This window comes from Spiroplasma endosymbiont of Lasioglossum malachurum, from assembly GCF_964020065.1.
In the GTDB taxonomy this organism is placed as follows: domain Bacteria; phylum Bacillota_I; class Bacilli_A; order Mycoplasmatales; family VBWQ01; genus Spiroplasma_E.
In genome coordinates this window covers 26,176-49,559 of sequence record NZ_OZ026534.1, presented here as the reverse complement: position 1 = coordinate 49,559, position 23,384 = coordinate 26,176, and the positions used below count along the sequence as shown (strand labels likewise).

22 protein-coding genes and 2 pseudogenes are annotated in these 23,384 nt (G+C 23.1%); 7 read left to right on the top strand and 17 right to left on the bottom strand.

Features of this window, described 5'->3' with window-relative positions; all coding sequences use genetic code 4:
* The first annotated feature begins 47 nt into the window (after positions 1-47).
* The 5 genes from AACK95_RS00220 to AACK95_RS00200 all read left to right on the top strand — a co-directional run bounded on the left by AACK95_RS00220 (position 48) and on the right by AACK95_RS00200 (position 3,852).
* Positions 48-986: a hypothetical protein gene (locus AACK95_RS00220; RefSeq protein WP_338980273.1), complete on the top strand. Its 939-nt coding sequence runs from the start codon at positions 48-50 to the stop codon at positions 984-986.
* A gap of 224 nt (positions 987-1,210) precedes the next feature.
* Positions 1,211-2,008, top strand: coding sequence for a hypothetical protein (locus AACK95_RS00215; protein WP_338980272.1), 798 nt, complete (start codon positions 1,211-1,213; stop codon positions 2,006-2,008).
* Between the two features lie 429 nt (positions 2,009-2,437).
* Complete coding sequence (locus AACK95_RS00210; protein WP_338980270.1) at positions 2,438-3,031, top strand: hypothetical protein; 594 nt, start codon at positions 2,438-2,440, stop codon at positions 3,029-3,031.
* Positions 3,032-3,070: 39 nt separating this feature from the next.
* Positions 3,071-3,460 carry a hypothetical protein gene (locus AACK95_RS00205; RefSeq protein WP_338980269.1) on the top strand — a complete coding sequence of 130 codons (390 nt, stop codon included), beginning with the start codon at positions 3,071-3,073 and terminating at the stop codon, positions 3,458-3,460.
* Between the two features lie 140 nt (positions 3,461-3,600).
* Positions 3,601-3,852 (top strand): hypothetical protein, encoded by a 252-nt coding sequence (locus AACK95_RS00200; protein ID WP_338980268.1) that lies wholly within the window; start codon positions 3,601-3,603, stop codon positions 3,850-3,852.
* Positions 3,853-3,906: 54 nt separating this feature from the next.
* Here AACK95_RS00200 and AACK95_RS00195 read toward each other — a convergent pair whose 3' ends face one another.
* The 5 genes and pseudogenes from AACK95_RS00195 to AACK95_RS00175 all read right to left on the bottom strand — a co-directional run bounded on the left by AACK95_RS00195 (position 3,907) and on the right by AACK95_RS00175 (position 9,803).
* Positions 3,907-4,032 carry a hypothetical protein gene (locus AACK95_RS00195; RefSeq protein WP_338980266.1) on the bottom strand — a complete coding sequence of 42 codons (126 nt, stop codon included), beginning with the start codon at positions 4,030-4,032 and terminating at the stop codon, positions 3,907-3,909.
* Positions 4,033-4,595: 563 nt separating this feature from the next.
* Positions 4,596-5,837 (bottom strand): annotated as a pseudogene (locus tag AACK95_RS00190) (IS256 family transposase).
* Positions 5,838-5,987: 150 nt separating this feature from the next.
* Positions 5,988-7,328 (bottom strand): replicative DNA helicase, encoded by a 1,341-nt coding sequence (dnaB, locus tag AACK95_RS00185; protein ID WP_338980264.1) that lies wholly within the window; start codon positions 7,326-7,328, stop codon positions 5,988-5,990.
* A gap of 2 nt (positions 7,329-7,330) precedes the next feature.
* Entirely contained in the window at positions 7,331-7,774 is a 444-nt protein-coding gene (gene rplI / locus AACK95_RS00180; protein WP_338980262.1) for a 50S ribosomal protein L9, read from the bottom strand.
* 31 nt (positions 7,775-7,805) lie between these two features.
* Entirely contained in the window at positions 7,806-9,803 is a 1,998-nt protein-coding gene (locus AACK95_RS00175) for a DHH family phosphoesterase (RefSeq protein ID WP_338980261.1), read from the bottom strand.
* Between the two features lie 279 nt (positions 9,804-10,082).
* Between AACK95_RS00175 and AACK95_RS00170 the strand changes: the two genes are divergently transcribed.
* Positions 10,083-10,982: an IS30 family transposase gene (locus AACK95_RS00170; protein WP_338980259.1), complete on the top strand. Its 900-nt coding sequence runs from the start codon at positions 10,083-10,085 to the stop codon at positions 10,980-10,982.
* 187 nt (positions 10,983-11,169) lie between these two features.
* Here the strand turns inward: AACK95_RS00170 and rlmB are convergent, their stop codons facing one another.
* The 10 genes from rlmB to AACK95_RS00120 all read right to left on the bottom strand — a co-directional run bounded on the left by rlmB (position 11,170) and on the right by AACK95_RS00120 (position 18,970).
* Positions 11,170-11,910 carry a 23S rRNA (guanosine(2251)-2'-O)-methyltransferase RlmB gene (gene rlmB / locus AACK95_RS00165; protein ID WP_338980257.1) on the bottom strand — a complete coding sequence of 247 codons (741 nt, stop codon included), beginning with the start codon at positions 11,908-11,910 and terminating at the stop codon, positions 11,170-11,172.
* 12 nt (positions 11,911-11,922) lie between these two features.
* Complete coding sequence (gene cysS, locus AACK95_RS00160) at positions 11,923-13,254, bottom strand: cysteine--tRNA ligase (RefSeq protein WP_338980255.1); 1,332 nt, start codon at positions 13,252-13,254, stop codon at positions 11,923-11,925.
* 81 nt (positions 13,255-13,335) lie between these two features.
* Positions 13,336-13,611 (bottom strand): hypothetical protein, encoded by a 276-nt coding sequence (locus AACK95_RS00155; protein ID WP_338980253.1) that lies wholly within the window; start codon positions 13,609-13,611, stop codon positions 13,336-13,338.
* Between the two features lie 165 nt (positions 13,612-13,776).
* Entirely contained in the window at positions 13,777-13,920 is a 144-nt protein-coding gene (locus AACK95_RS00150) for a hypothetical protein (protein WP_338980076.1), read from the bottom strand.
* 169 nt (positions 13,921-14,089) lie between these two features.
* Complete coding sequence (locus tag AACK95_RS00145; RefSeq protein ID WP_338980251.1) at positions 14,090-14,800, bottom strand: hypothetical protein; 711 nt, start codon at positions 14,798-14,800, stop codon at positions 14,090-14,092.
* Positions 14,801-15,925, bottom strand: coding sequence for a bifunctional folylpolyglutamate synthase/dihydrofolate synthase (locus tag AACK95_RS00140; RefSeq protein WP_338980250.1), 1,125 nt, complete (start codon positions 15,923-15,925; stop codon positions 14,801-14,803). It abuts the gene before it with no gap.
* A gap of 18 nt (positions 15,926-15,943) precedes the next feature.
* A complete protein-coding gene (locus tag AACK95_RS00135) occupies positions 15,944-16,777 on the bottom strand; it encodes a hypothetical protein (RefSeq protein ID WP_338980248.1) in 834 nt (277 codons plus the stop codon).
* A gap of 224 nt (positions 16,778-17,001) precedes the next feature.
* The gene (locus tag AACK95_RS00130; protein ID WP_338980247.1) at positions 17,002-17,673 is read right to left on the bottom strand and encodes a uracil-DNA glycosylase; all 672 of its coding nucleotides are present in this window, start codon (positions 17,671-17,673) and stop codon (positions 17,002-17,004) included.
* A 12-nt stretch (positions 17,674-17,685) separates the two neighbouring features.
* Complete coding sequence (locus tag AACK95_RS00125; protein ID WP_338980930.1) at positions 17,686-18,009, bottom strand: 23S rRNA (pseudouridine(1915)-N(3))-methyltransferase RlmH; 324 nt, start codon at positions 18,007-18,009, stop codon at positions 17,686-17,688.
* Positions 18,010-18,157: 148 nt separating this feature from the next.
* On the bottom strand, positions 18,158-18,970 hold the full coding sequence (locus AACK95_RS00120; protein WP_338980246.1) for a hypothetical protein: 813 nt from the start codon (positions 18,968-18,970) through the stop codon (positions 18,158-18,160).
* 207 nt (positions 18,971-19,177) lie between these two features.
* Here AACK95_RS00120 and AACK95_RS00115 point away from each other — a divergent pair.
* A pseudogene (locus AACK95_RS00115) lies at positions 19,178-20,418 on the top strand (IS256 family transposase).
* A gap of 417 nt (positions 20,419-20,835) precedes the next feature.
* Here the strand turns inward: AACK95_RS00115 and AACK95_RS00110 are convergent.
* Both AACK95_RS00110 and AACK95_RS00105 read right to left on the bottom strand, forming a co-directional pair.
* On the bottom strand, positions 20,836-20,997 hold the full coding sequence (locus AACK95_RS00110; protein WP_174481339.1) for an ankyrin repeat domain-containing protein: 162 nt from the start codon (positions 20,995-20,997) through the stop codon (positions 20,836-20,838).
* A 118-nt stretch (positions 20,998-21,115) separates the two neighbouring features.
* Complete coding sequence (locus AACK95_RS00105; RefSeq protein WP_338980245.1) at positions 21,116-23,350, bottom strand: hypothetical protein; 2,235 nt, start codon at positions 23,348-23,350, stop codon at positions 21,116-21,118.
* Positions 23,351-23,384 lie beyond the last annotated feature (34 nt).

Below are 23,384 nucleotides of genomic sequence, written 5' to 3'. Positions count from 1 at the left end.
TACCTTTACAATTTAGCTTTAGAAATATATTAAAGGAGAAAATAAAGATGTTAGATTTTGCTAAATATTTTGATTTACAAAGTGATGGTGAATATTTTGATTCAATCATGAAAAATATAATTAAAGAAAATAGAAAAAATGAAAATGTAATTAATATTTCAGAAGAAGAATTAATATTAAAAGAAACTAATGATTTCAAAGAATTTAAATCACTAATTGAAAAAGAAATTAAAATGTTTATTTTTAATGATGTAAAAAAAACTCTACAAGAATGAAAATTAAAAAATTTTAAAAAAATTTATGCTCTTGAAGAAAGAAGAATAAAATATAGTCGTCAAAATTATCCAGATGAAGTATTTCAAACTCACTATGCTATTTATCAAAGAATTAATCAATATTTTAACAATGATTATAATACTTTGGTAATTTCTGAAATTTTAAAAAATTTAAAAGAATTAGAAAAAATCTATAAAGAACTTAATAAATTTGATGATGTTTTTACTGATAATTGTTTTTTATTAGAAGAACTATTACCAGAATTTCAAGAAAGTATAAGCAAAAATAGTATGAATGAAATGCAAAACAGAAAAAGAAATATTAAACAATTGGCAAAAGAAAATGAGCAAGAAAATGAAGAATGAGATATAATAGAAGAAGATGAAATTAAAGAATTAAAAAGTAACAATACTAATAGAAAAATTGCTCTTTATGAATTATTAAATAAAAAACTTGATGAAAAAAAGAAACTTAAATTTAAACCTTGAAATAATACTAAACATAAACAAATTGATCAAGAAATTACAAAAATTAAAAAAGAATTACAAACTATTGAAGAACATGAAGAAAATGAAAACAATAAAGTTATTGAACAAATAATTACCGAAGTTAACCAACTACAAGTTCAACCTTCAATTAATACAGATGATGATATGAATAATTATTATGATGAACAAACAACTGTTCAAAAACAATCTTCAACTTTATAAAAAGTATTATATTAAATATAAATAAAAAATTATAATCTAGTAATAGATTATAATTTTTTATTTTTTATATTTTTTAATAATTGAAAATCATTAAAATATTTAATAACATTGACATTTTTATTTTTAATATCTATACTGTATATAAATCAAATATAGTTTATAACTCAATTACTTATTCAAAAGTAATTGAGTTATTTATATTTTAAAAAAGGAGAAAGTTAAAAATGACTATCAATGATGATTTAATAAATACAATTTATCATGAGGCAGGACATGCTTTTATAAACTTAGCAAAAGGTATTTCATTATCAGAAGAAGGAATTACTATTAAAAACAATGGCGGTGGTCATACAATGATAGAACCATCAGAAAATGTTTCATTATTATCAATGATATCTTCTAATCTTGCGGGAAAAATAGCTGAAAAAATTATGGTAGGAAAATCAATTCCTCAATCAGCCTCACATGACATACAAAATATTTTAGAATTATTAGATGAACTATCAAAAATAAATTTAAGTCATAAAATACCAAAAATTTTACTAAAACAAACACAAGAAACCGTAAATACATTAATAGAAAATTATAAGACAATACATTTAATTGCAATAATGTGTCTTGTTAAAAAAGAAAATAATAAAGAAGAAATAGAATTTATTTATAAATATAAAGAGTTGCCAAAACACATCAAATGTAAAATAGAACAAGATACAAATTTGAATAATTTTTTAAATTCAGAATTTAATGTTGAAAGTTTTAAAAAATATCAAAATTATAGTTTTGAAGACTTTTTTAAATATGAATTGTTTGAATTTAAGACATTATTAAATTTCTATCCAAATTTAAAATCTGAAGCAAATGCTTATGAAAACTTTAGTAATAAAATAATTGATTTGTGTTTGAAAAATGATTCATTGAAATTAAAAATTATTAAAGAATATACAAAAGTAGTTGAAGAAATTGTTAAAAAATCAATAACAGTAGCAGAAGATTGAAATAATGCATCTATAAATTTTACTTAAAATAGTTTCAGTAAAATATTATGAAAAGAAATACCATTTTATTCACAATGAAATAAAACAGATATAGATTTTATTAATCAAGAAAATAGCAAAGTTTCAACAAGTAAAGGTCAAAGTTCTAGTAATAAATTATAAAAAATATAAATCTTAGATACTTTAAAACTTTAGACATATTACGAAACTAATTAATTTTAAAAATTGAAAAAATATTTAATATTTTACTTCATTAATTCATTTATAGTAGTGTTTGGAGAAATTATAAGGTAGTGATGTTATTAATTTTTATCCATATATAATTTCATATATCCTTGAAATGAAATGAAATAAATTATCTTTTATACACTGAAAAAAGTTGTAAAAATATTATAATAAATAAATGACATATTTGAATATGTCACCATAAGTTTAAAAATTTTAAAGAGGTATAAAATGAAAAGAATATTAAATATTTTAAGTTGTTTAACATTTAGTGCATTAACTACTATTAACATTAACGCTTGTGACTTTTTTGATAACAATTCTCACAAATCAAAACCTTTGTATGAAAATGAAGAATGATTTAATGGCACAAGTTCTCAATATGAAGGTAATATTGTAGACAATATCAATATAATGTCTTGAAAAAAATATCATTTAGATTGACAATCATTTATTAAAAAGTATCAATTATTAAATTTTGATGATAAAGCAATTATTAAAGTTGAAATTGCCACATATAAAAACTGTATATGACATAATTTACCATTTCAAATTACAGGACCTAACTTATCAGTTAATACAGCAAAAATTAACACATCAAACAACACAAATGATGAAAAAAACAAAACTTGAAATATAGAATTTATGTATTATTATGGCAGTTGACTTACTCCGTTAGTTTTTATTCATATCTATGCTCAAGCATTTTTTTGATATAGTAATAATGGCAATATATATTTATCTATTCATTTAAAAGAAGAATCAAAAAATGCTGTAGAAGGAACACACTTTAAACTTCAAATAAATAGTGCATATTTAAGCTAAATTTATTAATTATAATAATAAAAAGGGGACAATATAACAATGAATGATGAAGATGAAAAATGTGACTTAGAAGTTAAATCAATTTTAGAAAAACAATATAAAAATGATCAAATCAAAGAGTTCTTAGTAAAACTTATAAATTCAAAAAAAGAAGAAAATAAATTTTATAGTAACTTAGAATTACTAGCGGATGTTTCACTATATTATAAAAAGATTAAAAAAACTGTTAAAATAACAAATAATACTTTGGAAATAATAAGCAAAATTTTAAAATTAAATGATACTGAAATAAATAATTTTTTAAGTTTAAGTTGAAATAAAATTCAAGAAATAACTACAGAAAAAATCATAAATATCGAAGAAATTAATGATTTATTAAATGAACCTTTTATAAATACTTCATATATTAATCAAAAAAATTTAATATAGATTTCTAATTTAATATCTTTCTAAAATACTTACATTAACCTCATAAATAACACTCAAAAGTATTATAAATACTATTTTATTTTTGAAATAATGTAAAATTATTTTATAAAAGGGGTTAAAGTTTGAAAAAGGGGTATTTTATGAAAAATTTAAAAAGTATACTATCAATTGTAGGTGTTTTAGGATTTACAGCAATAACAACAAGCAATGTCACTGCATGTATAAGTAATATAACAAGTAATTTTCAAGAAATAACAAATTGAAAAGAAAATAATGGTGAAATTCAAAGCTTAGTTAATAATAAAATACTATTTATGCAGGAACCAAAATTGGCGATGGCAAAGGTAATTTATTTAAAATACTGATGATGATACAATAACAGCACTATCTAAATGAGATAAAAACAACGGTGAAATATGTAGTCTATTAAACATTAATAATACTATTTATGTAGGAACCAAAACTGGTGATGACAAAGGTAATTTATTTAAAATTACTGATGATGATACAATAACAGCACTATCTGATTGAAAAGATACTAATGGTGAAGTTCGTGGTTTACTAAATGTCAATGGCACAATCTATGTTGGAACTAAAACAACACCTATTAATAATGCATATACAGGAAAGTTAATTAAAATTACAAAAGATGACACAATAACAATATTATCAAAATGAAATGTAAATAATGGTGAAATTTATAGTTTAACTAGTTCAACAAACGAAAGTATTTATATTGGAACCAAAACTGGTGATGGTCAAGGAGATTTATATAAAGTTAAAGAAGATGGTACAAATACACTAGTAACCAACTGAAAAGAAACTAATGGCGAAGTTTTAAGTCTAGTTAATGACAATAATACAATCTTTGTTGGAACAAGAACTACTGATGGTAAAGGAAGATTATTTAAAGTTGTCTATACAGTAGCAATTGGTATTTTTAGTTGAAGTAGCAGTGGTGGCGAAGTACATAGTTTATTAAATGTCAATGGTATTGTTTACGCTGGAACTAAAATTAGTGATAATAAAGGAAAACTATTTAAAAGTTTAAATCCAGAAGGATAATAAAAAGTAATTAATTTAATTTATTAACTGAGGCTTTTTAGTAATCTGTGTTTCTTTGTTTTACAAAGTACTAGTTCAGATTAATTCTGTCTTCAAATTTTATCATAAAATGAGCAATTGCTGTATTTCAATTTTGAATGAGCATTGTTCATTTTTTTGTTATATTTTCAATTGCTAAATAAAATATTTTGAAAACTGCCATATCATTTGGAAAAACTTTTTTATTTCTGATGACTTTTCGTAATTGACTATTAACAGATTCAATAGAATTTGTAGTATAAATCACTCTTTTGATTTCTGGAGGATAACTAATAAAAATCATTAAATTATCTCAATTTTTATATCAAGATTTAGCAATTTGAGGATAGTGTTTATTTCATTTACTTTCAAATGATTCTAAAGCCTGCATTGCTTGTTCTTCACTACATGCATTATAAATTGGCTTTAAATCTGTAACTAGTGATTTTCGATGTTTGTATGAAACATATTTTAAACTATTTCTGATTTGATGAACTATACATAATTGATGTTCAGTTTTAGGATAAACTGATTGTATTGCTTCTGACATGCCTGTTAAGTTGTCACTACAAGCAATAAGAATATCATTTAAGCCACGATTTTTCATTTCTGTGAAATTTGCTAATCAAAATTTAGCGCCTTCATTTTCACTAATTCATAAACCTAAAACATCTTTTTTACCTTCTAAATCAACACCTAAAGCTATATAAACTGATTTGTTAATAATGCGTTTATCTTGTCGTACTTTAACTACTATACAATCAAAATAAACAATGGGATAAATGCCTTCTAATGGTCTATTTTGTCATGCTTTGACATCATCAATCACATCATCAGTAATTTGACTAATAACACTTTCACTAATATCAGCACCATCATGATATAACTCTTGTAACTGCATTCTAATATCTGATAATGTCATACCTTTTGCATATAAGGAAAGAACTTATTGATCAAAACCATCAAATCTTCTCTGTCTTTTTGGCACTATTACAGGAGTAAAATTACTATTACGATCTCGTGGTACATCAATCTCAATTTTACCTTGTTGAGTTATTAATTTTTTTGAACTTATACCATTACGAGCATTGTCACTATTACTATGTTGATTTTTTTCATATCCTAAATAATTTTGCATCTCAGAATTCAACATTTTTTCAACTAAACGTTTTGTTAATTCTTTATATAAACCCCCTTCTTTAAAAACTGTTGTTAAATCTTCAGTATTTTCTAATAATAAATCTACTGCTTTTGATATTGGATCATTATTATTAAAGTTATCTTTTTTAGCCATCTGTAACTCACTCTTTCTAATCATTTAATTATATTTACTAGAATTAATTAAACATAGTTATTTTTGTAAGTTACACAGATTACTAAACATTACCTATTAACTTCTTTTTAAAAAACCTAAAATTAAATTTTAGGAGGTTTTTTATTATTTTTATCCTGTATAATTTTCAAACTTACCTCATTTTGGAATAAAAACAGTTACTACTTTTCCTGTTGGGCCGTTTCGATGTTTAGAAATAAGAATTTCAGCAAGATTACTTTCTTGTGAACTTGTTGTTTCTTCACTATTTTTTTCCTTATAATAATCATCACGATATAAAAACATAATTACATCAGCATCTTGTTCAATAGCCCCTGACTCACGTAAATCAGACATTAAAGGACGTTTTTCTTCACGTCTCTCCACCATTCTTGATAATTGTGATAAACAAACAATTGGTACTCTTAATTCTCTTGCCAAAATTTTTAAACTACGAGAAATATTTGAAACTTCTTGTTGACGTGATTCACTATCTCTACCAGTTAATAACTGTAAATAATCAATAATTACTAATTTAATGCTATTTTCACGACCTAATTTTCTTAATTTAGTTTGCAACTCTAAAACTCTTAAACCAGGTGTATCATCAATAATAATTCTTTTTTGTTTCAATTGCTCAGCAGTAGCACTAATACGATTTCAATCAGCCTGTGTAAATTTAGACTTATTACGTAAACGATTAGCATCAAAATGTCCTTGACAAGAAATCATTCTTGTAATTAATTGATCTTTTGGCATTTCTAATGAAAAAATAACAACAACATCATTTTTATTATCTTGTTCATTAGCAGCATTTAAAGCAAAATTAAGTGCTAAGGCGGTTTTACCCATTGAAGGTCTAGCTGCTAAAATAATTAAGTCACCTCGCTGAAAACCACTAGTAATCATATCCAAATTGTTAATACCTGAACTTGTACCAGTAATATTAACTGTTGATTTTTGTAGTTGTTCAATTTTTGTTACCACATCATCAATGTGTTCACTAATTGGCAACATCTCTTCATGATTACGTTCACTACTTACTTGTACAATTTGAGCTTCAGCAGCAATTAAAACTTCATTAATTGACTTTTCACTTTGTAACTCTTTACCTATATTTTTTAAAGCATTTTCTAATTGTCGTTTAGTAGTTCTTTCAATCAAAATATCAATGTGTTCTTTTAAATTAGCATCGGTAATATATTGAGCCACTAAAGAAGATAAATATTCAATTCCACCAATTTTATCCAAATTATTTTGCTTAACTAATTCTTCGGCAATAGTTGTTATATCAATACCAGAATTATTTTTATAAAGATTGGTAATTGTTTTAAAAATAATTTGATTAGAATTAATTGTAAAATCATGTGGTGCCAATAAATTTAATGCACTTTCACATGCTGGTGATGATTGAATCATCGCACTTAAAACATTAACTTCTGCATTATTTATATATTGACCATTGTTAGACATAATTATTCTCCTAAAACTTCAACCTTTAATTGTGCAATAATTGTAACATCTAATTTAATATTAATGTTAGTTATACCTAATTCATTAATAGGATTAAATTTAACAAATTTATGTTTATCAATTTTAATGTTATATTTTTGCACTAGTTGTTCACAAATTTGTTTTGAAGAAATAGCACCAGAAACTTTACCATTATTACTTTTTAATTTAAATTGTAAAGTAATTAAATCTAATTGTTCTTTAATTTTTTGTAAATCTTCTAATTCCATTTCTCGTTGTATTTTTTTATTTTCAATTACTTTTTGATTAATTTTTAATGCTTCTGTTGTAGCAATTACAGCTAATTTTCTTGGTAATAAATAATTTTTACCATAACCATCACTAACATTAACAACTTCACCTTTTTTACCATAATTTTTAACATCCGTTAAAAGGACAACTTTCATTGTAAACATCTCACTTTCTATTTTAATAATTTTAATACCTTTCAGTAGTAGCACTCTCACTTTGATATACGCCACTTTCAATTAATTTTACCAATTCATCATACAATGCTCTAATTCCCAATTTACTACTTTGGACAGCAGCAGCACTAAAGTGACCACCACCACCTAAGTTTTCACAAATAATTTGAATATTTATTTCACCGTTGCTTCGTGCTGATAAACAAGCACGTCCTTGACGATCATAAGCAATAGTAAATGATGCTTTACAATCACGTAAGTCTAACAACATTTCTGAAATTTGGGCTAAATATGAAGTATGTACTTCTAAGTTTTCATTACCAACAGCAACTAAAAATCCTTTTTTAATTTCTTGGGCGTGACTAATTAAAGCAAATTTATCAATTAGTTCATTTAAACTATTTTTCAATAATCCTTTAACTTTAGAAGGAGAAGCTCCTCAATCAGTTAATAATCCACAGGCTTCAAAAGTTCTTCTTGTTGTTCTTACTTGGAAATTATTAGTATCAATTAAAATACCTGCAAACATTATATTTCATAAAAATTCTGATTCAATATTATTAAAATCATTATAATAAATAATTTCTGTCATTGCTTCAGCTGTTGAAGAAGTTCCTGCATCAATATAAGAAGTAATGGTGCTACTAATTGATTCATCAGAAACACGATGATGATCAATAACAATAATTTTTACAGCTTTACTTAATAAATCAGGACTATCAACACGTTGTGGATTATGAGTATCAACAACAATTAATAAAGTATTTGCATGAAGAAATTTAAGTGCTTGTTTACCTGTAATAAAATTACGACTAATATAACTTTCAGGAACAAGTTCATGAAGAATTTTTAATGTTTTTTCATCAACTTCATTTTGATTAATAACATAATGAGCACTTTTATTTAAGCTTTTAGCAATTTCAATAATAGCTGTTCCTGAAGAAATACTATCAAAATCAGCAGCCGCATGTCCCATAACTAAAATGTTTTCTGCTAATTTTATTTCATTATATAATGATTGTGCAAACATTCTAATATTAATTTTAGATTCTGATTGTTTTGCTTCAATAGTACCTCCAATAAAAACTGTATTACCACCAAATTCACGAATAACTACTTGATCACCACCACGATAAACTGCTAATTCTTTACTTTCAATAGCCAAATCATATAGATCTTTACTAATAGCATTACCATAAGAGAAACCAGCAGATAACGTAATATCTGCTTTAAATTTTTTAACACCTTCTCGAATATTTTTAATAAGTGGAAAGTTATCATTTCTTGCTTTATTAAATTCATTTTGATAAAGTAAAATATTGTAACCATCTTCAATATTACCTAATAATAAACCTGAATAATTATTAGCAAAATCATTTAATTCAGTTTTAATAAATGCTTCAACACGAATTTGATTCTCAACTCTTAATTTTTGTAAAGAATTATAAAAATTATCAATACTAATTACACCAAAAACTAATTTTTCTTGCTGCAATTTATTATATAAGAAATGATATTTAGTTGTTTCTTGTAACAAAATTGTTCTAGTTTGTACTAAATAAATAGCATCATAAAGCATATCTTCAATTTTAAGTGTAATTTGAGTAATATTATTACTAATTAATTGTTCTAAATCTCTTGATAGTTTAACAATTGATTTTCCAATTAGTCTACCTAAACCTTTATCTTCTAAAAATTCACTTACTCACATAATTGATAAATCACTATCTAAAACAATCATACCAACACTACCAAAAGTTAAAGCTTGTGCATTATTTAATTTTATGATTTCAGCTGTGTTAATATAACGATGACGAATTCATAAACTAAATAGAAAAATATAAAGACAAACAATAATAAAATTACCTAAAACTAAACTTAAAATTACAGTAATAGTGACCACTTGTTCTGCTGTCTCAATATTAACAATAAAATAAGTCAAGCCAATTAAAATTTCAACTACTAATCAAACAATCATTATTAAATGATAATTTCTTAACGATTTGAACACTTTGTCACTTCCTTCTAATATTATTAATTATACTATAACACTAATATTAAAAACAGCCATTATCTTTTATGTAATATAATACTATTAAGGTCTTTTTATTTTAATTTTAAACTATTATTTAAAAGCTGAATTATACTTGTAAGTGCAAGTAAATAAAATTGCAAAAAATTCTCATATAAAAATTTCATAATGCTAAATTTAGTTTAGAAAAAAGTAAGGAGTTTTTATATGAGTTATAAACATCTTGGCATAGATGAAAGGATTTATATTGAGAATTAATTGAAATTTAAATTTAAAATTAGTGAAATAGCTAAAAATCTTAATCGAAGTATTAGTACTATTATTCGAGAAATTAATAGAAATAAAGATAATAATCATTATTTTTCATTAATTGCACAAAATAAAGCTGAAAATCGAAAACAATCACATATTAGTTTTCATAAGTTTAAAAATAAGAATTTAGTAAAATATGTACAACAAAAATTACTATTAGGTTGATCACCTGAACAAATTTATGGCAGAATTAAAAATTTTCATAAAGAGTGAGTTATTAGTTTTAAAACAATTTATACTTGAATTTATTTTGGAATGCTTGATAAAGTTACTAGTAAAAATTTAAGAAGAAAAGGTAAAAAACGAAAATCTAAAGAAAATCGTCGCAAGTTTAATGGTAAATCAATTAAAGAACGAGATATAAATGTTAATGATCGTATAACACTTGGTCATTGAGAAGGAGATACTATAGTATCATCAAGAGGCAAAAGCAAATCATGTTTAATAACTTTAGTTGAAAGAGTATCACGATTTACTTTAGCAATATTAGTTAAAAACAGAACTACTAAAGTTATTAATAAAAATGTCAGTTTTTATTTATCAATTCTTCCTAAAAACATTGTTAAAACTATTACTTTTGATCGTGGCAAAGAATTTTCAAATTGACAACAACTTGAAAAAAATTTAGATGTAAAAATTTATTTTGCCAATCCATATTCACCTTGACAAAGAGGTACTAATGAAAATACTAATGGTTTAATTAGAAAAAAATTTCCTAAAAAATTTATTTTTTCAAAAACTAATAAAAATGAAGTTCATAAATTTATATTGTCTTTAAATCAAAGACCGAGAAAAATATTAAATTATCTTTCACCAATCGAATATTTGGATAGAAAAATAATTTAGTTGCACTTACCTTTACAATTTAGCAAATATATGCAAAAATTTAAAAGAAAAAAATGAAAATTTTCAGAACCAAATCTAATAAATAAAGAAAAAACATTTACACCTAAAATATAAAAGTATCTTTTTAAAAAAATATTTTATTTTTTCATAAATTTAAATATTATCAAAAAATATAGGTTCTTAAAATTTACAATAATTTTAACGTTTCAACGTAAATATAGTTTGCAATAATACCACAAGCAACGCTAGCATTAAATGATTCTATTTTTGGACTTATTGGTATTTGAACAATATAATCTGTATGTTTTAATAACTTTGGACTTATCCCTTCACCTTCATTACCAATAATTAATGCTAAGTTGCTACTACAATCAATAGTAAAATAATCAATTGCTTTTGCTGTTTTAGCAGCAGCCAAAATTCAAAATTTATATTTTTCTTGTAAATTATTAATTGCGGAAGTTAAGTTATTAACTTGACAAATTGGAATAATACTTAGAGCACCGGCTGCAGCCTTTGCAACTGCACCGTTTATTTCAGATTGATTACGATTTAAAACAATTACACCATCAAAGTCATTACCCGCTGCAATTCTTAACATTGAACCAAAATTATGTGGATCAGAAATACGATCTAAAATTAAAATTCTTAAAAATCTAGATGTTGAACCAATATTAATTAATTCATCAAAAGAAAAATATTGATAGTCTTTAACATTAGCAGCAATATTTTGATGTTTAGTAGTACCTAATAGATTATTCATTGCTTGTAAACTAATAATTTCATAAGGAATATTTACACTTTTTAAATCTTTTTTCAATTCTTGGTACTTATCTTGAACTAAAAAAACTTTTTTAATTTTTATTAATGATGATGTTGATAATGCAGCAATAATAGGGTGATAACCATAAATATATTGTAATGCCATAATTTTGCTCCTTTAAATAATATTCAAATCTTTTAATTCTTGACGAATTTTATCAGCTTCTTGGTATTGTTTTTCCTTTTTTAGTTGTTCTCATATTTTAATTTTATTTTTAATCTTTTCAGAATAATTACCAACTTTAAAATCAAATCCTAATATTTTTAAAGCAAAGGTAAAAGTATAAAAAATTTCTTGAAATTCTTCATTAAAATTTTTTTTAATAAGTGCTTCATTTAATTTTTTAATCATATTTTCAATTAAAGTAATAGTATTAGTTGTATCAATATTATTTGATAAATTTTTAATAATTTGTTGATAATAAATTGAATGATGATTATTATTACATATTATATTGTTAATAAATATTTGATATGTTCATTGTTTTAAAACATTTTCATATTTTTTTGTTGACACTAATCCATTTTCAATTGTTTCCTTATTGAAATCAATTGGTTGTTGATGATCACGATTTAATATTAAATATCGCAATACATTCGGGTGATGTTGCTGACAAAATTCTTTAACCAAAATAAAATTATTTAAAGATTTTGACATTTTTTCATTAGCAATATTAACATGACCATTATGTCATCAAATATTTGACATTTTTTTATTATTAGCTGCAACAAATTGAGCTCGTTCATTTTCATGATGAGGAAATTTTAAATCAACACCACCACCATGTAAATCAATAGTTTGACCATTAAATAAATCCTCAACAAAACAAGCACACTCAGTATGTCAACCAGGTCTTCCTTTTCCTCACGGACTATTTCAACTAATACCTATTGTTGTTGATTTTCACAAAGCAAAATCTAGATTATTTTCTTTAGTAACTAAATTTTTAATTCTAAAATTTGGAATTAAATCTTCAATATTTTTATGTGCCAAACTTCCATAATCTTTTAACTTATTAACTTTAAAATAAACATCACCAGCCGTAACATATGCATAATCTTTAATAATTAATTTATTAATAAATTCAATAATCTTTGAAATATATTCACTTACTTTTGGTAATTTTGTAGGAAAAATAATATTTAATTTTTCTAAGTCTTCATAATATGCTAACGTATATTTTTCAGTAACTTGTTGTTCTGTTATTTTTAAATCCACAGCTTTCTTAATAATTTTATCATCAATATCAGTAATATTATGAACATAATTTATTTTATAATTTTGATGAATTAACAAACGATGTAAAACATCAAAAACAAGCACACCACGAATATTGCCAACATGAATATAGTTATAAACAGTAGGACCACATAAATACATATTAACTTGCTTTTTATTAGGGGCAAGCAGCTGCAATCTTTGTGAAAAACTATCATAAATTTTAATCATTTAATTAACCCTTCTTAATAAAGTTTAGTTTTCATATACTCTATTATACTGTAAAGAATATCAATCTGTTTGCACTTACCTTTACAATTTAGCATTAATAACTTTAGTAGTTCTGTTTTTAACTAATATTGCTAAAGTAAATCGTGATACTCTTTCAACTAAAGTTATTAAACATGATTTGCTTTTGCCTCTTGATGATACTATAGTATCTCCTTCTCAATGACCAAGTGTTATACGATCATTAACATTTATATCTCGTTCTTTAATTGATTTACCATTAAACTTGCCACAATTTTCTTTAGATTTTCGTTTTTTACCTTTTCTTCTTAAATTTTTACTAGTAACTTTATCAAGCATTCCAAAATAAATTCAAGTATAAATTGTTTTAAAACTAATAACTCACTCTTTATGAAAATTTTTAATTCTGCCATAAATTTGTTCAGGTGATCAACCTAATAGTAATTTTTGTTGTACATATTTTACTAAATTCTTATTTTTAAACTTATGAAAACTAATATGTGATTATTTTCGATTTTCAGCTTTATTTTGTGCAATTAATGAAAAATAATGATTATTATCTTTATTTCTATTAATTTCTCGAATAATAGTACTAATACTTCGATTAAGATTTTTAGCTATTTCACTAATTTTAAATTTAAATTTCAATTAATTCTCAATATAAATCCTTTCATCTATGCCAAGATGTTTATAACTCATATAAAAACTCCTTACTTTTTTCTAAACTAAATTTAGCATTATGAAATTTTTATATGAGAATTTTTTGCAATTTTATTTACTTGCACTTACAAGTATAATTCAGCAATTATTTTTTGATTTATTCTTCAGGTACTCTATTATATTGTAAAGATTGCGGATCTGTAGCGAAATAATATTTTTTAAATTGATTTTCTAAATTTAAAGTTTTCTTTAATGCAGAATAACAAGTAATAATTAAAAAAACATTAACCGTTAAATCAATAGGATATTTTATAACTCTTAATGGAAAATACATTAATCATAAAGGTGGTAATCCAGGAAATAAGATTTTTAATGCAATAGGATCAGTACCAGTAATAATTAATGAAGTAATAGCATAAGCAATTGGCAAATATCAATAAAATGTCTTTTTACTATAATAAATTTTACTAAAATTTAATACTAAATAGTAAGGTAATATACATCATAAAATACTAGTAAAAGTAAAAAATAAACATGGTGATGCACCACTAGTACTAAATAATAAACCTAAAAAATCACTGGCAATACCACTAAGAAACCCTAATATTCCACCACAAAAGAAACCTATTAAAACTAATATAAAATTACCCAATTTAATTTCAAAATATTTAGAAAATGGTAAACTTTTTAACATTAAAGCACCTGTTGTATTTAAAGAAACAGCTAATGCTAACATTATTCCACTTAAGCAAATAAATTTTATTTGCTTTATCTTTTTTTTATTATCTTTATAATCAAAAACTGTGATCAATAAAAAAGTAATTAAAATTAACAGTCCACTAATTATATTCAATAACAACACATTCATTTAATTACCACCATTTTTTATCATAATTATTTTCTTTGTTCTTAAATAATTATAAACATCTGCCAAAAAATAACAAGAACCCGTAATTAAAATTATTTTATGAGGACTACATTCAATCATTTTTTGATAATCAAAAAATTCACCAGTAATACTATTTAAATTACTATTACTACAAATAATAATATTATCTGAGACTTTTTTTAAAAAACTAATTAATTTTTGTGGATATTTATTTTTTAAACAAGAAAATATAATTTGTTGAGGAATAATTTTATTAATTTTTAGCGTTTTAATTAATGCTTTAATACCATCAATATTATGAGCAGCATCAAAATAAATAGTTTTATCATTAATTTGATATTTCTCAAATCGTAATCTAATATTAGTATCATTAATGATTTTTAAAGCTTGTTTAATATTAATTTCTAAAAATGTTTTTAAAATTACTGTTAAAACTAATTTTTTATTTTCTTGATAGTATGGTTGGTTGATTAATCTTGGAGAATATATAGGTTTATAACCTTCCATATCAATTTGCTTTTTTAATTTATTATTTAAATTACCTGAAATAAAAATATTTTTTGTCGTTGGTTTTACTATTCCTAATTTTTGATGTAATATTTCAGATGTAGTTTTACCAAGTCTATCTTGATGATCTTTACCAATTGAAGTGATAATAGCATATGTTGCATCAATGATATTTGTAGGATCAATTTTTCCACCAATCCCAACTTCAATTATTGCTCATTGCACATTTTGTTCTTGAAAATAAATTAATGCAATTAAAGTTAAAATACCAAAAAAACCTAATTGATAATATTCAATATCATCAAAAATCAAGTCTCTAATGCGAACTAAATCTTGATTACTAATCATTCTATCATTAACAATAATTCGTTCATTAACATACTCAATATGGGGAGAAGTAAACAAACCAATTTTTTGTTTTAAGGTTTGTGATAATATAGCAAAAATTAAACGTGATACTGAACCTTTACCATTTGTTCCAGTTACATGAATATACTTAATATTATTGTTTAAATATTTTGGACTAATAATTTTTAATTTTTTTAAACAATCTTTATTTGAATATTTAGATATTTTTTTAAAAAATTCTTCATTCATATTTTTAAAACCCTTTATTTAATAATTATTATTATCAATATTAATTAAAGGATTAACTGTTCTTCAAGTCACATAAATTATAATTGAATTAATTATAATTTTAAGAGGTGCTTGCACAATTCTCATAATTGCTGTTACTCCATAATCCTTGGCATTAGGATCAAATAAAGTCATATCAGCATAGGAGGCTATAAGCACTGTTGTTACATACTCAGCTACTACCGCTAATAAAATAATTGGTAAAATTTCTTTAATTCTATAAATTTCTTTTTTCAATAAATAATAAAATAAAACACTATAAATACTTAATAGGCCAATAATGCCACCACCACCCATAATACTAGCCAGAACATATTTATTAACAATAATTCCTGACATAGAATATGATGATTGCTTACCTAAAATAACAATATACATGCCGCCACCAGCAAAGAAAATAATAAAAAAATTAATTAAAGCAAAAATAACTCATGGATAATCTTTTAGTTTTACTTTAAATATTCCAGCAATTCCTGCCAAAAAACCAGTAAAAATAATACAAAACATATAATAAACGCTAATATATGAAGGAACAAATAACATTACTAAAATATCTGTTACTGCAGCACAAATAATACCTATAATTGGACCAAACATATAACCGGTTATTTTAATCATTAAACCCTCAAAAGCAATTCTAATTGGTGGTAATACTGTAATGGGTATCGTAATAGAAACAATAATAGTTGCCACAACTGATACTGAAGATAACATTGTTATATAAGCAATATTTTTAGTAGTAAAACGAACACCTTTATATTTATCTTTACGAAATCATTTTCAAAAACTATTCATTAAAATATATGCTAACATTATGCTACTTAAAGTAATAATTAAATAAATAGCTGTAGATCTACTAAATAAATTTAAGGTATTTAAATCATATCGTTGAGAAAATATGTGATTAAATATTAAATTATTGGGCATTTAAATAACCACCATTCCCGAAATATTCTTTAAAACTATATTAATTTTAACAAATATATCATAACATTGTTTGTTTAAATACATATAATAAAATTAGTATTTTTTTATTTTTATCACTTAATGGGAGTTTTATTTTTTGAAATCAATCAATTATTAGTTTTGCTAAATGGTCTTGAATTAAAAAAACCATTATAAGCACTTAAAGGTGAAGGATGTGCACTCTCAATAATAAAATGTTTTTCTGTATCAATTAGCATTTTTTTATTTCTTGCATTTTTACCTCATAAAATAAAAACAAGATTAGTACAGTTTAAATTTAAAAATGATAAAACATGATCAGTAAAAGTTACTCATTGATATTGTAAATGACTATTAGGTTGACTTTGTCTGACAGTTAAAGTTGTATTTAAAAGCAAAACTCCCTGTTTAGCTCAAGTTGTTAAATTACCATCATTATCTTTTTCAATATTTAAATCATTTTTTAGTTCTTGAAAAATGTTTTTTAAACTTGGTGGTAATGGAGTATTTGTTTGAACACTAAATGCTAAGCCATGAGCTTGATTTGGCTGATGATAAGGATCTTGACCTAATATTATTACTTTAACCTTTGATAAAGGAGTTATTTTAAAAGCTTGAAATATTTCTTCTCATTGAGGATAGCAAAGATAAGTTTGATATTCCTTTTTAATATCTTCTAATAATTTAGTAAAATATGCTTCTTTATATTCTTGTTGAAAAAATTCTAATCATGAGAAATCAACAAATAAAATTTTATTATACATTTTTTTCACCTACTACTTATGATAACTTTGATTATTAAGTATTTGTAATGAACGATATATTTGTTCTAATAAAATAACATAACATAATTGATGAGGTAATGTTATTTTACCAAAGGAAATTTTAATTAAATTAATATTGTCTTTTAATATTTGTGCTACACCATTACTACCGCCAATAATAAAACCAATTTTACCTTGTTGATAAATTTGATTTTTATTAATCATCTGTGATAATTGTTCACTACTTATTAATTGTCCTGATAAATCTAATAAAAATCATTGATAATCATTATTCTTTGATATGTATTCGGTGATTTTATTGGTTTCAATTTTAATATTATTAGGAATTGAATTTAATTTAGATTCGATAATATTTTTGTTTCAATATTAGTTCGCTTTTTAATTCGTTCTAAATAATCTTTGGCGGCTGATTTTCAATATGTTTGTGACAACTTGCCAATACAAACAATTTTAATATTTATCATTATAATTCTGAAAAAGCCATGTTATTTATTCTTTCATGAACCACTTTATCTGGGTTACGAAAATCAACATCACCCAAAGCTTTATCAATAGTATTTGGATTAATAACAACTATTTCTTTTTTATTTTTATCAACTCATAAACTAAAAATTACATCAATTTGAATATTAAAATCAATTTTAAAAGTCTTGTTCATTTTTGAATCTTCCATTATAAAGAATAAATGAATTCAACCTTTTTTAATAATAGTTTTATTTTTATCATCTTTAAAGTCAGTAATTTTTGGTGAAACAATACTAGTTTTAGCAACTTTTGAAGGGTTTTCTGCTTCTGTTGCTGTTTCATATGTAACATATCAATAACCATAATATTGCTGTTTAGATATATCATTATCAGTTAAACCAAAAACTAAAAGACTTCCATTTGCATCTTTACAACTAAATGGTTCATTCATTACTTTATCTGGATCATTATTAACATTATAATTAATACTCTCATAATTACCTGATTTATATTGGTCACTATTATAAAAATCCCTAGCAGCATCTGTAACTTCTAATGCATTACGATCAATTCTAATTTTGTCTGCTGCTAGTTGCATAAATGCAGTAAGTGGTTTGTATAAAAGTTTAGTATCATATTGATAGTATTTATTATAAACATAATCAACTAACGGATCACCTTCTTTGTTTGATGGCTCGTTTTCAAAATTTGCTTGAATTTTTAAACCATCTCCAGTACCACAAGCCACAATAGTACTCACAGAAGAAGAAAGTAAACTAAGTGTTGAAAATAAAGTGATTAATTTATGCATTTGATTGTTATTCTCCTTAAACTAAATAATAATTAAATATTCACTAAGAATTGTAACTTATTTTTTTATAAAAAGCAAAAGGAAATTCATATAGGTAAAAATACATTTTTTAAGGTAATGTTTAGTAATCTGTGTAACTTACAAAAATAACTATGTTTAATTAATTCTAGTAAATATAATTAAATGACTAGAAAGAGTGAGTTACAGATGGCTAAAAAAGATAACTTTAATAATAATGATCCAATATCAAAAGCAGTAGATTTATTATTAGAAAATACTGAAGATTTAACAACAGTTTTTAAAGAAGGAGGTTTATATAAAGAATTAACAAAATGTTTAGTTGAAAAAATGTTGAATTCTGAGATGCAAAATTATTTAGGATATGAAAAAAATCAACATAGTAATAGTGACAATGCTCGTAATGGTATAAGTTCAAAAAAATTAATAACTCAACAAGGTAAAATTGAGATTGATGTACCACGAGATCGTAATAGTAATTTTACTCCTGTAATAGTGCCAAAAAGACAGAGAAGATTTGATGGTTTTGATCAACAAGTTCTTTCCTTATATGCAAAAAAGGTATGACATTATCAGATATTAGAATGCAGTTACAAGAGTTATATCATGGTGCTGATATTAGTGAAAGTGTTATTAGTCAAATTACTGATGATGTGATTGATGATGTCAAAGCATGACAAAATAGACCATTAGAAGGCATTTATCCCATTGTTTATTTTGATTGTATAGTAGTTAAAGTACGACAAGATAAACGCATTATTAACAAATCAGTTTATATAGCTTTAGGTGTTGATTTAGAAGGTAAAAAAGATGTTTTAGGTTTATGAATTAGTGAAAATGAAGGCGCTAAATTTTGATTAGCAAATTTCACAGAAATGAAAAATCGTGGCTTAAATGATATTCTTATTGCTTGTAGTGACAACTTAACAGGCATGTCAGAAGCAATACAATCAGTTTATCCTAAAACTGAACATCAATTATGTATAGTTCATCAAATCAGAAATAGTTTAAAATATGTTTCATACAAACATCGAAAATCACTAGTTACAGATTTAAAGCCAATTTATAATGCATGTAGTGAAGAACAAGCAATGCAGGCTTTAGAATCATTTGAAAGTAAATGAAATAAACACTATCCTCAAATTGCTAAATCTTGATATAAAAATTGAGATAATTTAATGATTTTTATTAGTTATCCTCCAGAAATCAAAAGAGTGATTTATACTACAAATTCTATTGAATCTGTTAATAGTCAATTACGAAAAGTCATCAGAAATAAAAAAGTTTTTCCAAATGATATGGCAGTTTTCAAAATATTTTACTTAGCAATTGAAAATATAACAAAAAAATGAACAATGCCCATTCAAAATTGAAATACAGCAATTGCTCATTTTATGATAAAATTTGAAGACAGAATTAATCTGAACTAGTACTTTGCAAAACAAAGAAACACAGATTACTAAAAAGCCTCAAACAAAGAAACACAGATTATTAAAAAGCCTCTTTTTTAAAATTAAAATATTAATGTTTATTTTAATATTTTAATAAAAATTATTATTATCATAAAAGGAATTAAATTTTTATCATTGATAATTGCTTTTGCCAATCTATTTCATCTTTAAAAAATCAGATTTATTAATTTTTTGTTGAAATTTTATTGCTTCTTCATATGTTGGTAATTTGTCTTTATTTTCTTTTAATATACTTTCATATGTTGATAATTTATCTTCATTTTGTTCTAAAATTTCTTCATCTAAAATATCGTTAGTTTTTGCATTAAAAAAAATTAAAGACTTCCAAATGATTATTTCAAACGACTAATATTAAAGCATTATGTCCATATTCATTTACTTGATAAAGATTTCATTATTATCTATTAAATACTTAACTATCTCTAAATCATTATCTTTGATAGCTAACATCAAAATAGTGAAACCATCTTTAATTACATAATTTATACTAACACCATTCCTAACTAATAATTTAACTTTTTCTAAGTTATTATTCATAATGACTTGTATTATTTTTTCATTTTTCTTATTAATAAATACTCTTTTTTTTCTAATGTACTTTTTTTCTCTTTCTATAAATTAAACTTGATACAATAATAAATTTAATCTTATTAGTTTAAATTGTATTTAATATTTCTGCTTTTGTTTCCAAAGGTAATTGAGATTCTATTAAGCCCATATTCTCTCATTTTTGTTTGCTTGCATTTTTTGATTCTTCTGATAAAGGTTGCTGTAACTCTGGAATTTCAGTACTTATTAATTTTCATACTTCATTTAAAGATGTTAATTTTATTTCTTCTTCATTTAATTTATTTTTAATTTTTTGTTCTTCTTTTTTTGAATTTTTTTTATTTAAACTATTTTTTAAATTATCACAATTTTCAGTAGTTTTTTTAATTTCCATTACAAAAAAATCTCTAATATTTTCCGATGTTGTAGATAAATCTTTTACTTCATCTTCATGTAATTCCTTTATTGAAATTATTTTTTTTTCTAAATCATTTATTTGAAATTCTAGTTTTTCAATGGTTTTATTTTGTTCCTCAATTTTTTGATCTTGTCAACTAGGCTTCTCATTTTCTTCATTTATTTCGGTTTGGATTTCAATACTTACTAATTTTGATTGATTAATTGTTCTTAAATACTCCTGAATTTTTTCCTTTTTTTCTCTAATTGCATTTTCTATTATTTCATTTTCTTTTAATTTAAAATTAATTTCTAAAGTTGTGAAATCATTTTTAAATTCATTTTCTATTATTTCATTTTCTTCTCTTATGTTTTCTAAATTATTTTGAATGTTAAAATTTTCATTAAATTTTTTAATACTATCAGCATTTTGTTCTCAATAATTTTCAATAATCTTAATAAATTCCATATTTTCTAATTTATTAACTTCTTTTAAGAAATTAATAAATATTTTTTGATCTTTACTAATATTTTTAATTCATTTTTCTTTTATTTTTTTAAGTTCAAACATCATCGTATGTTTATTTTGCTTAAAAAAATCCTCAATTTTATTAATTTTATCCTCAATTTTTTTTATTTTTTTATCATTAATACTTAACTCGGTATCATGTCTTGTAATATTATATTGTAACTCCGCAATATAATCATTCTTTTTCTTAATATCACTATTCTTTTTTTTAATCACTACATCTATTTCTTTTAAATATTGTTTTTTTCCTTTTTTATCATCTGAAATATTTGGAATAAATATTTGATTTTCAATATTATTTTTATTTTCTTCTAAATCTTGCAAGTAAGTAATTTTTTTAATTTTTATATTTTTCTTTCGTTTTTCTAAATTTTCAATTTGTTTTCGATTTTCAGCTATCTCTTTCTCATGTATTCTAATTTGTTCTTTTTTTTCTTCTAATTCATTTTTAAATAATTCTATACTTTCTTTCACTTTATCTTTAGTTTTAATAATTTCTTCTTGTTCACTTATTAATTCTTTTTCTCGATCATTATATTTTTCAAATATATCATTGTATATTCTTTCTTCATTTTTAATAATTTTTTTAATATATCGGTTAAATATGTCATCTATTAATTCAAAGAAAAATACAAAATTTTTATCAAATTTACTTTTTAAATCTTTATCTTCATTTAAAATTAATTTATATTCATCTCCACTTTTCATTCTAAATGCTCAAAAAGATAAAATTAATTGAGTCATAACTTCTTCTTTAAAAAGGTTTTCAAAAATTTTCTCTTTTTTATTTTCTAATTCCTCATTTTTTTGATATAGCCTACGAATTTCTTTATTAATTTTTATTTTTAATTCTCGTGTTTTTTTTAAAAACTCTTTTTTATTTTCAAAAATGTTTAAATTTATTGTTTTTAAAAAAATAATATCATTACTTATTGTTTCACTTAAAAAATTAAAAAGATTAAAATAATCTGTGATTTCAGTAAACTCAGTAGTATTTTGGCTAACTTTATTAATTTTATTTTGTTCAATTAATGTTTTATTTTTCTCCAAGGATAATAATTTTTCATTTTGTTCTTTAATTTTACTATCAAGTTTTATTAAAAAATAATCTAATTGTCTAATTAATTTTAAATTTTCTTTTTTTTCTCAAAAATAAGAAAAGAAATTATATTTTAAATCATTTCTTAATTCTTTAATTAATTTATCTAAATCAGTTTTTTTATTTTCTTTTAATTGAGTTAATGGTGCTGATGTACTTGGGTTTTCAAAATCAGTATCTTCTGAATTAGAAAAAAAATTATCTTTTTCATTGTATTCTTTAAAAAAATTCTTAAAAGTTTCAACAACTTCGTCTAAATTTTCATCAGTTAAAGGATAATTTCTAAATTTTTTTATTAATTCATTAAATCAGGGCATAAATCTTATTCTCCTAAATTTTATTTATAAAATA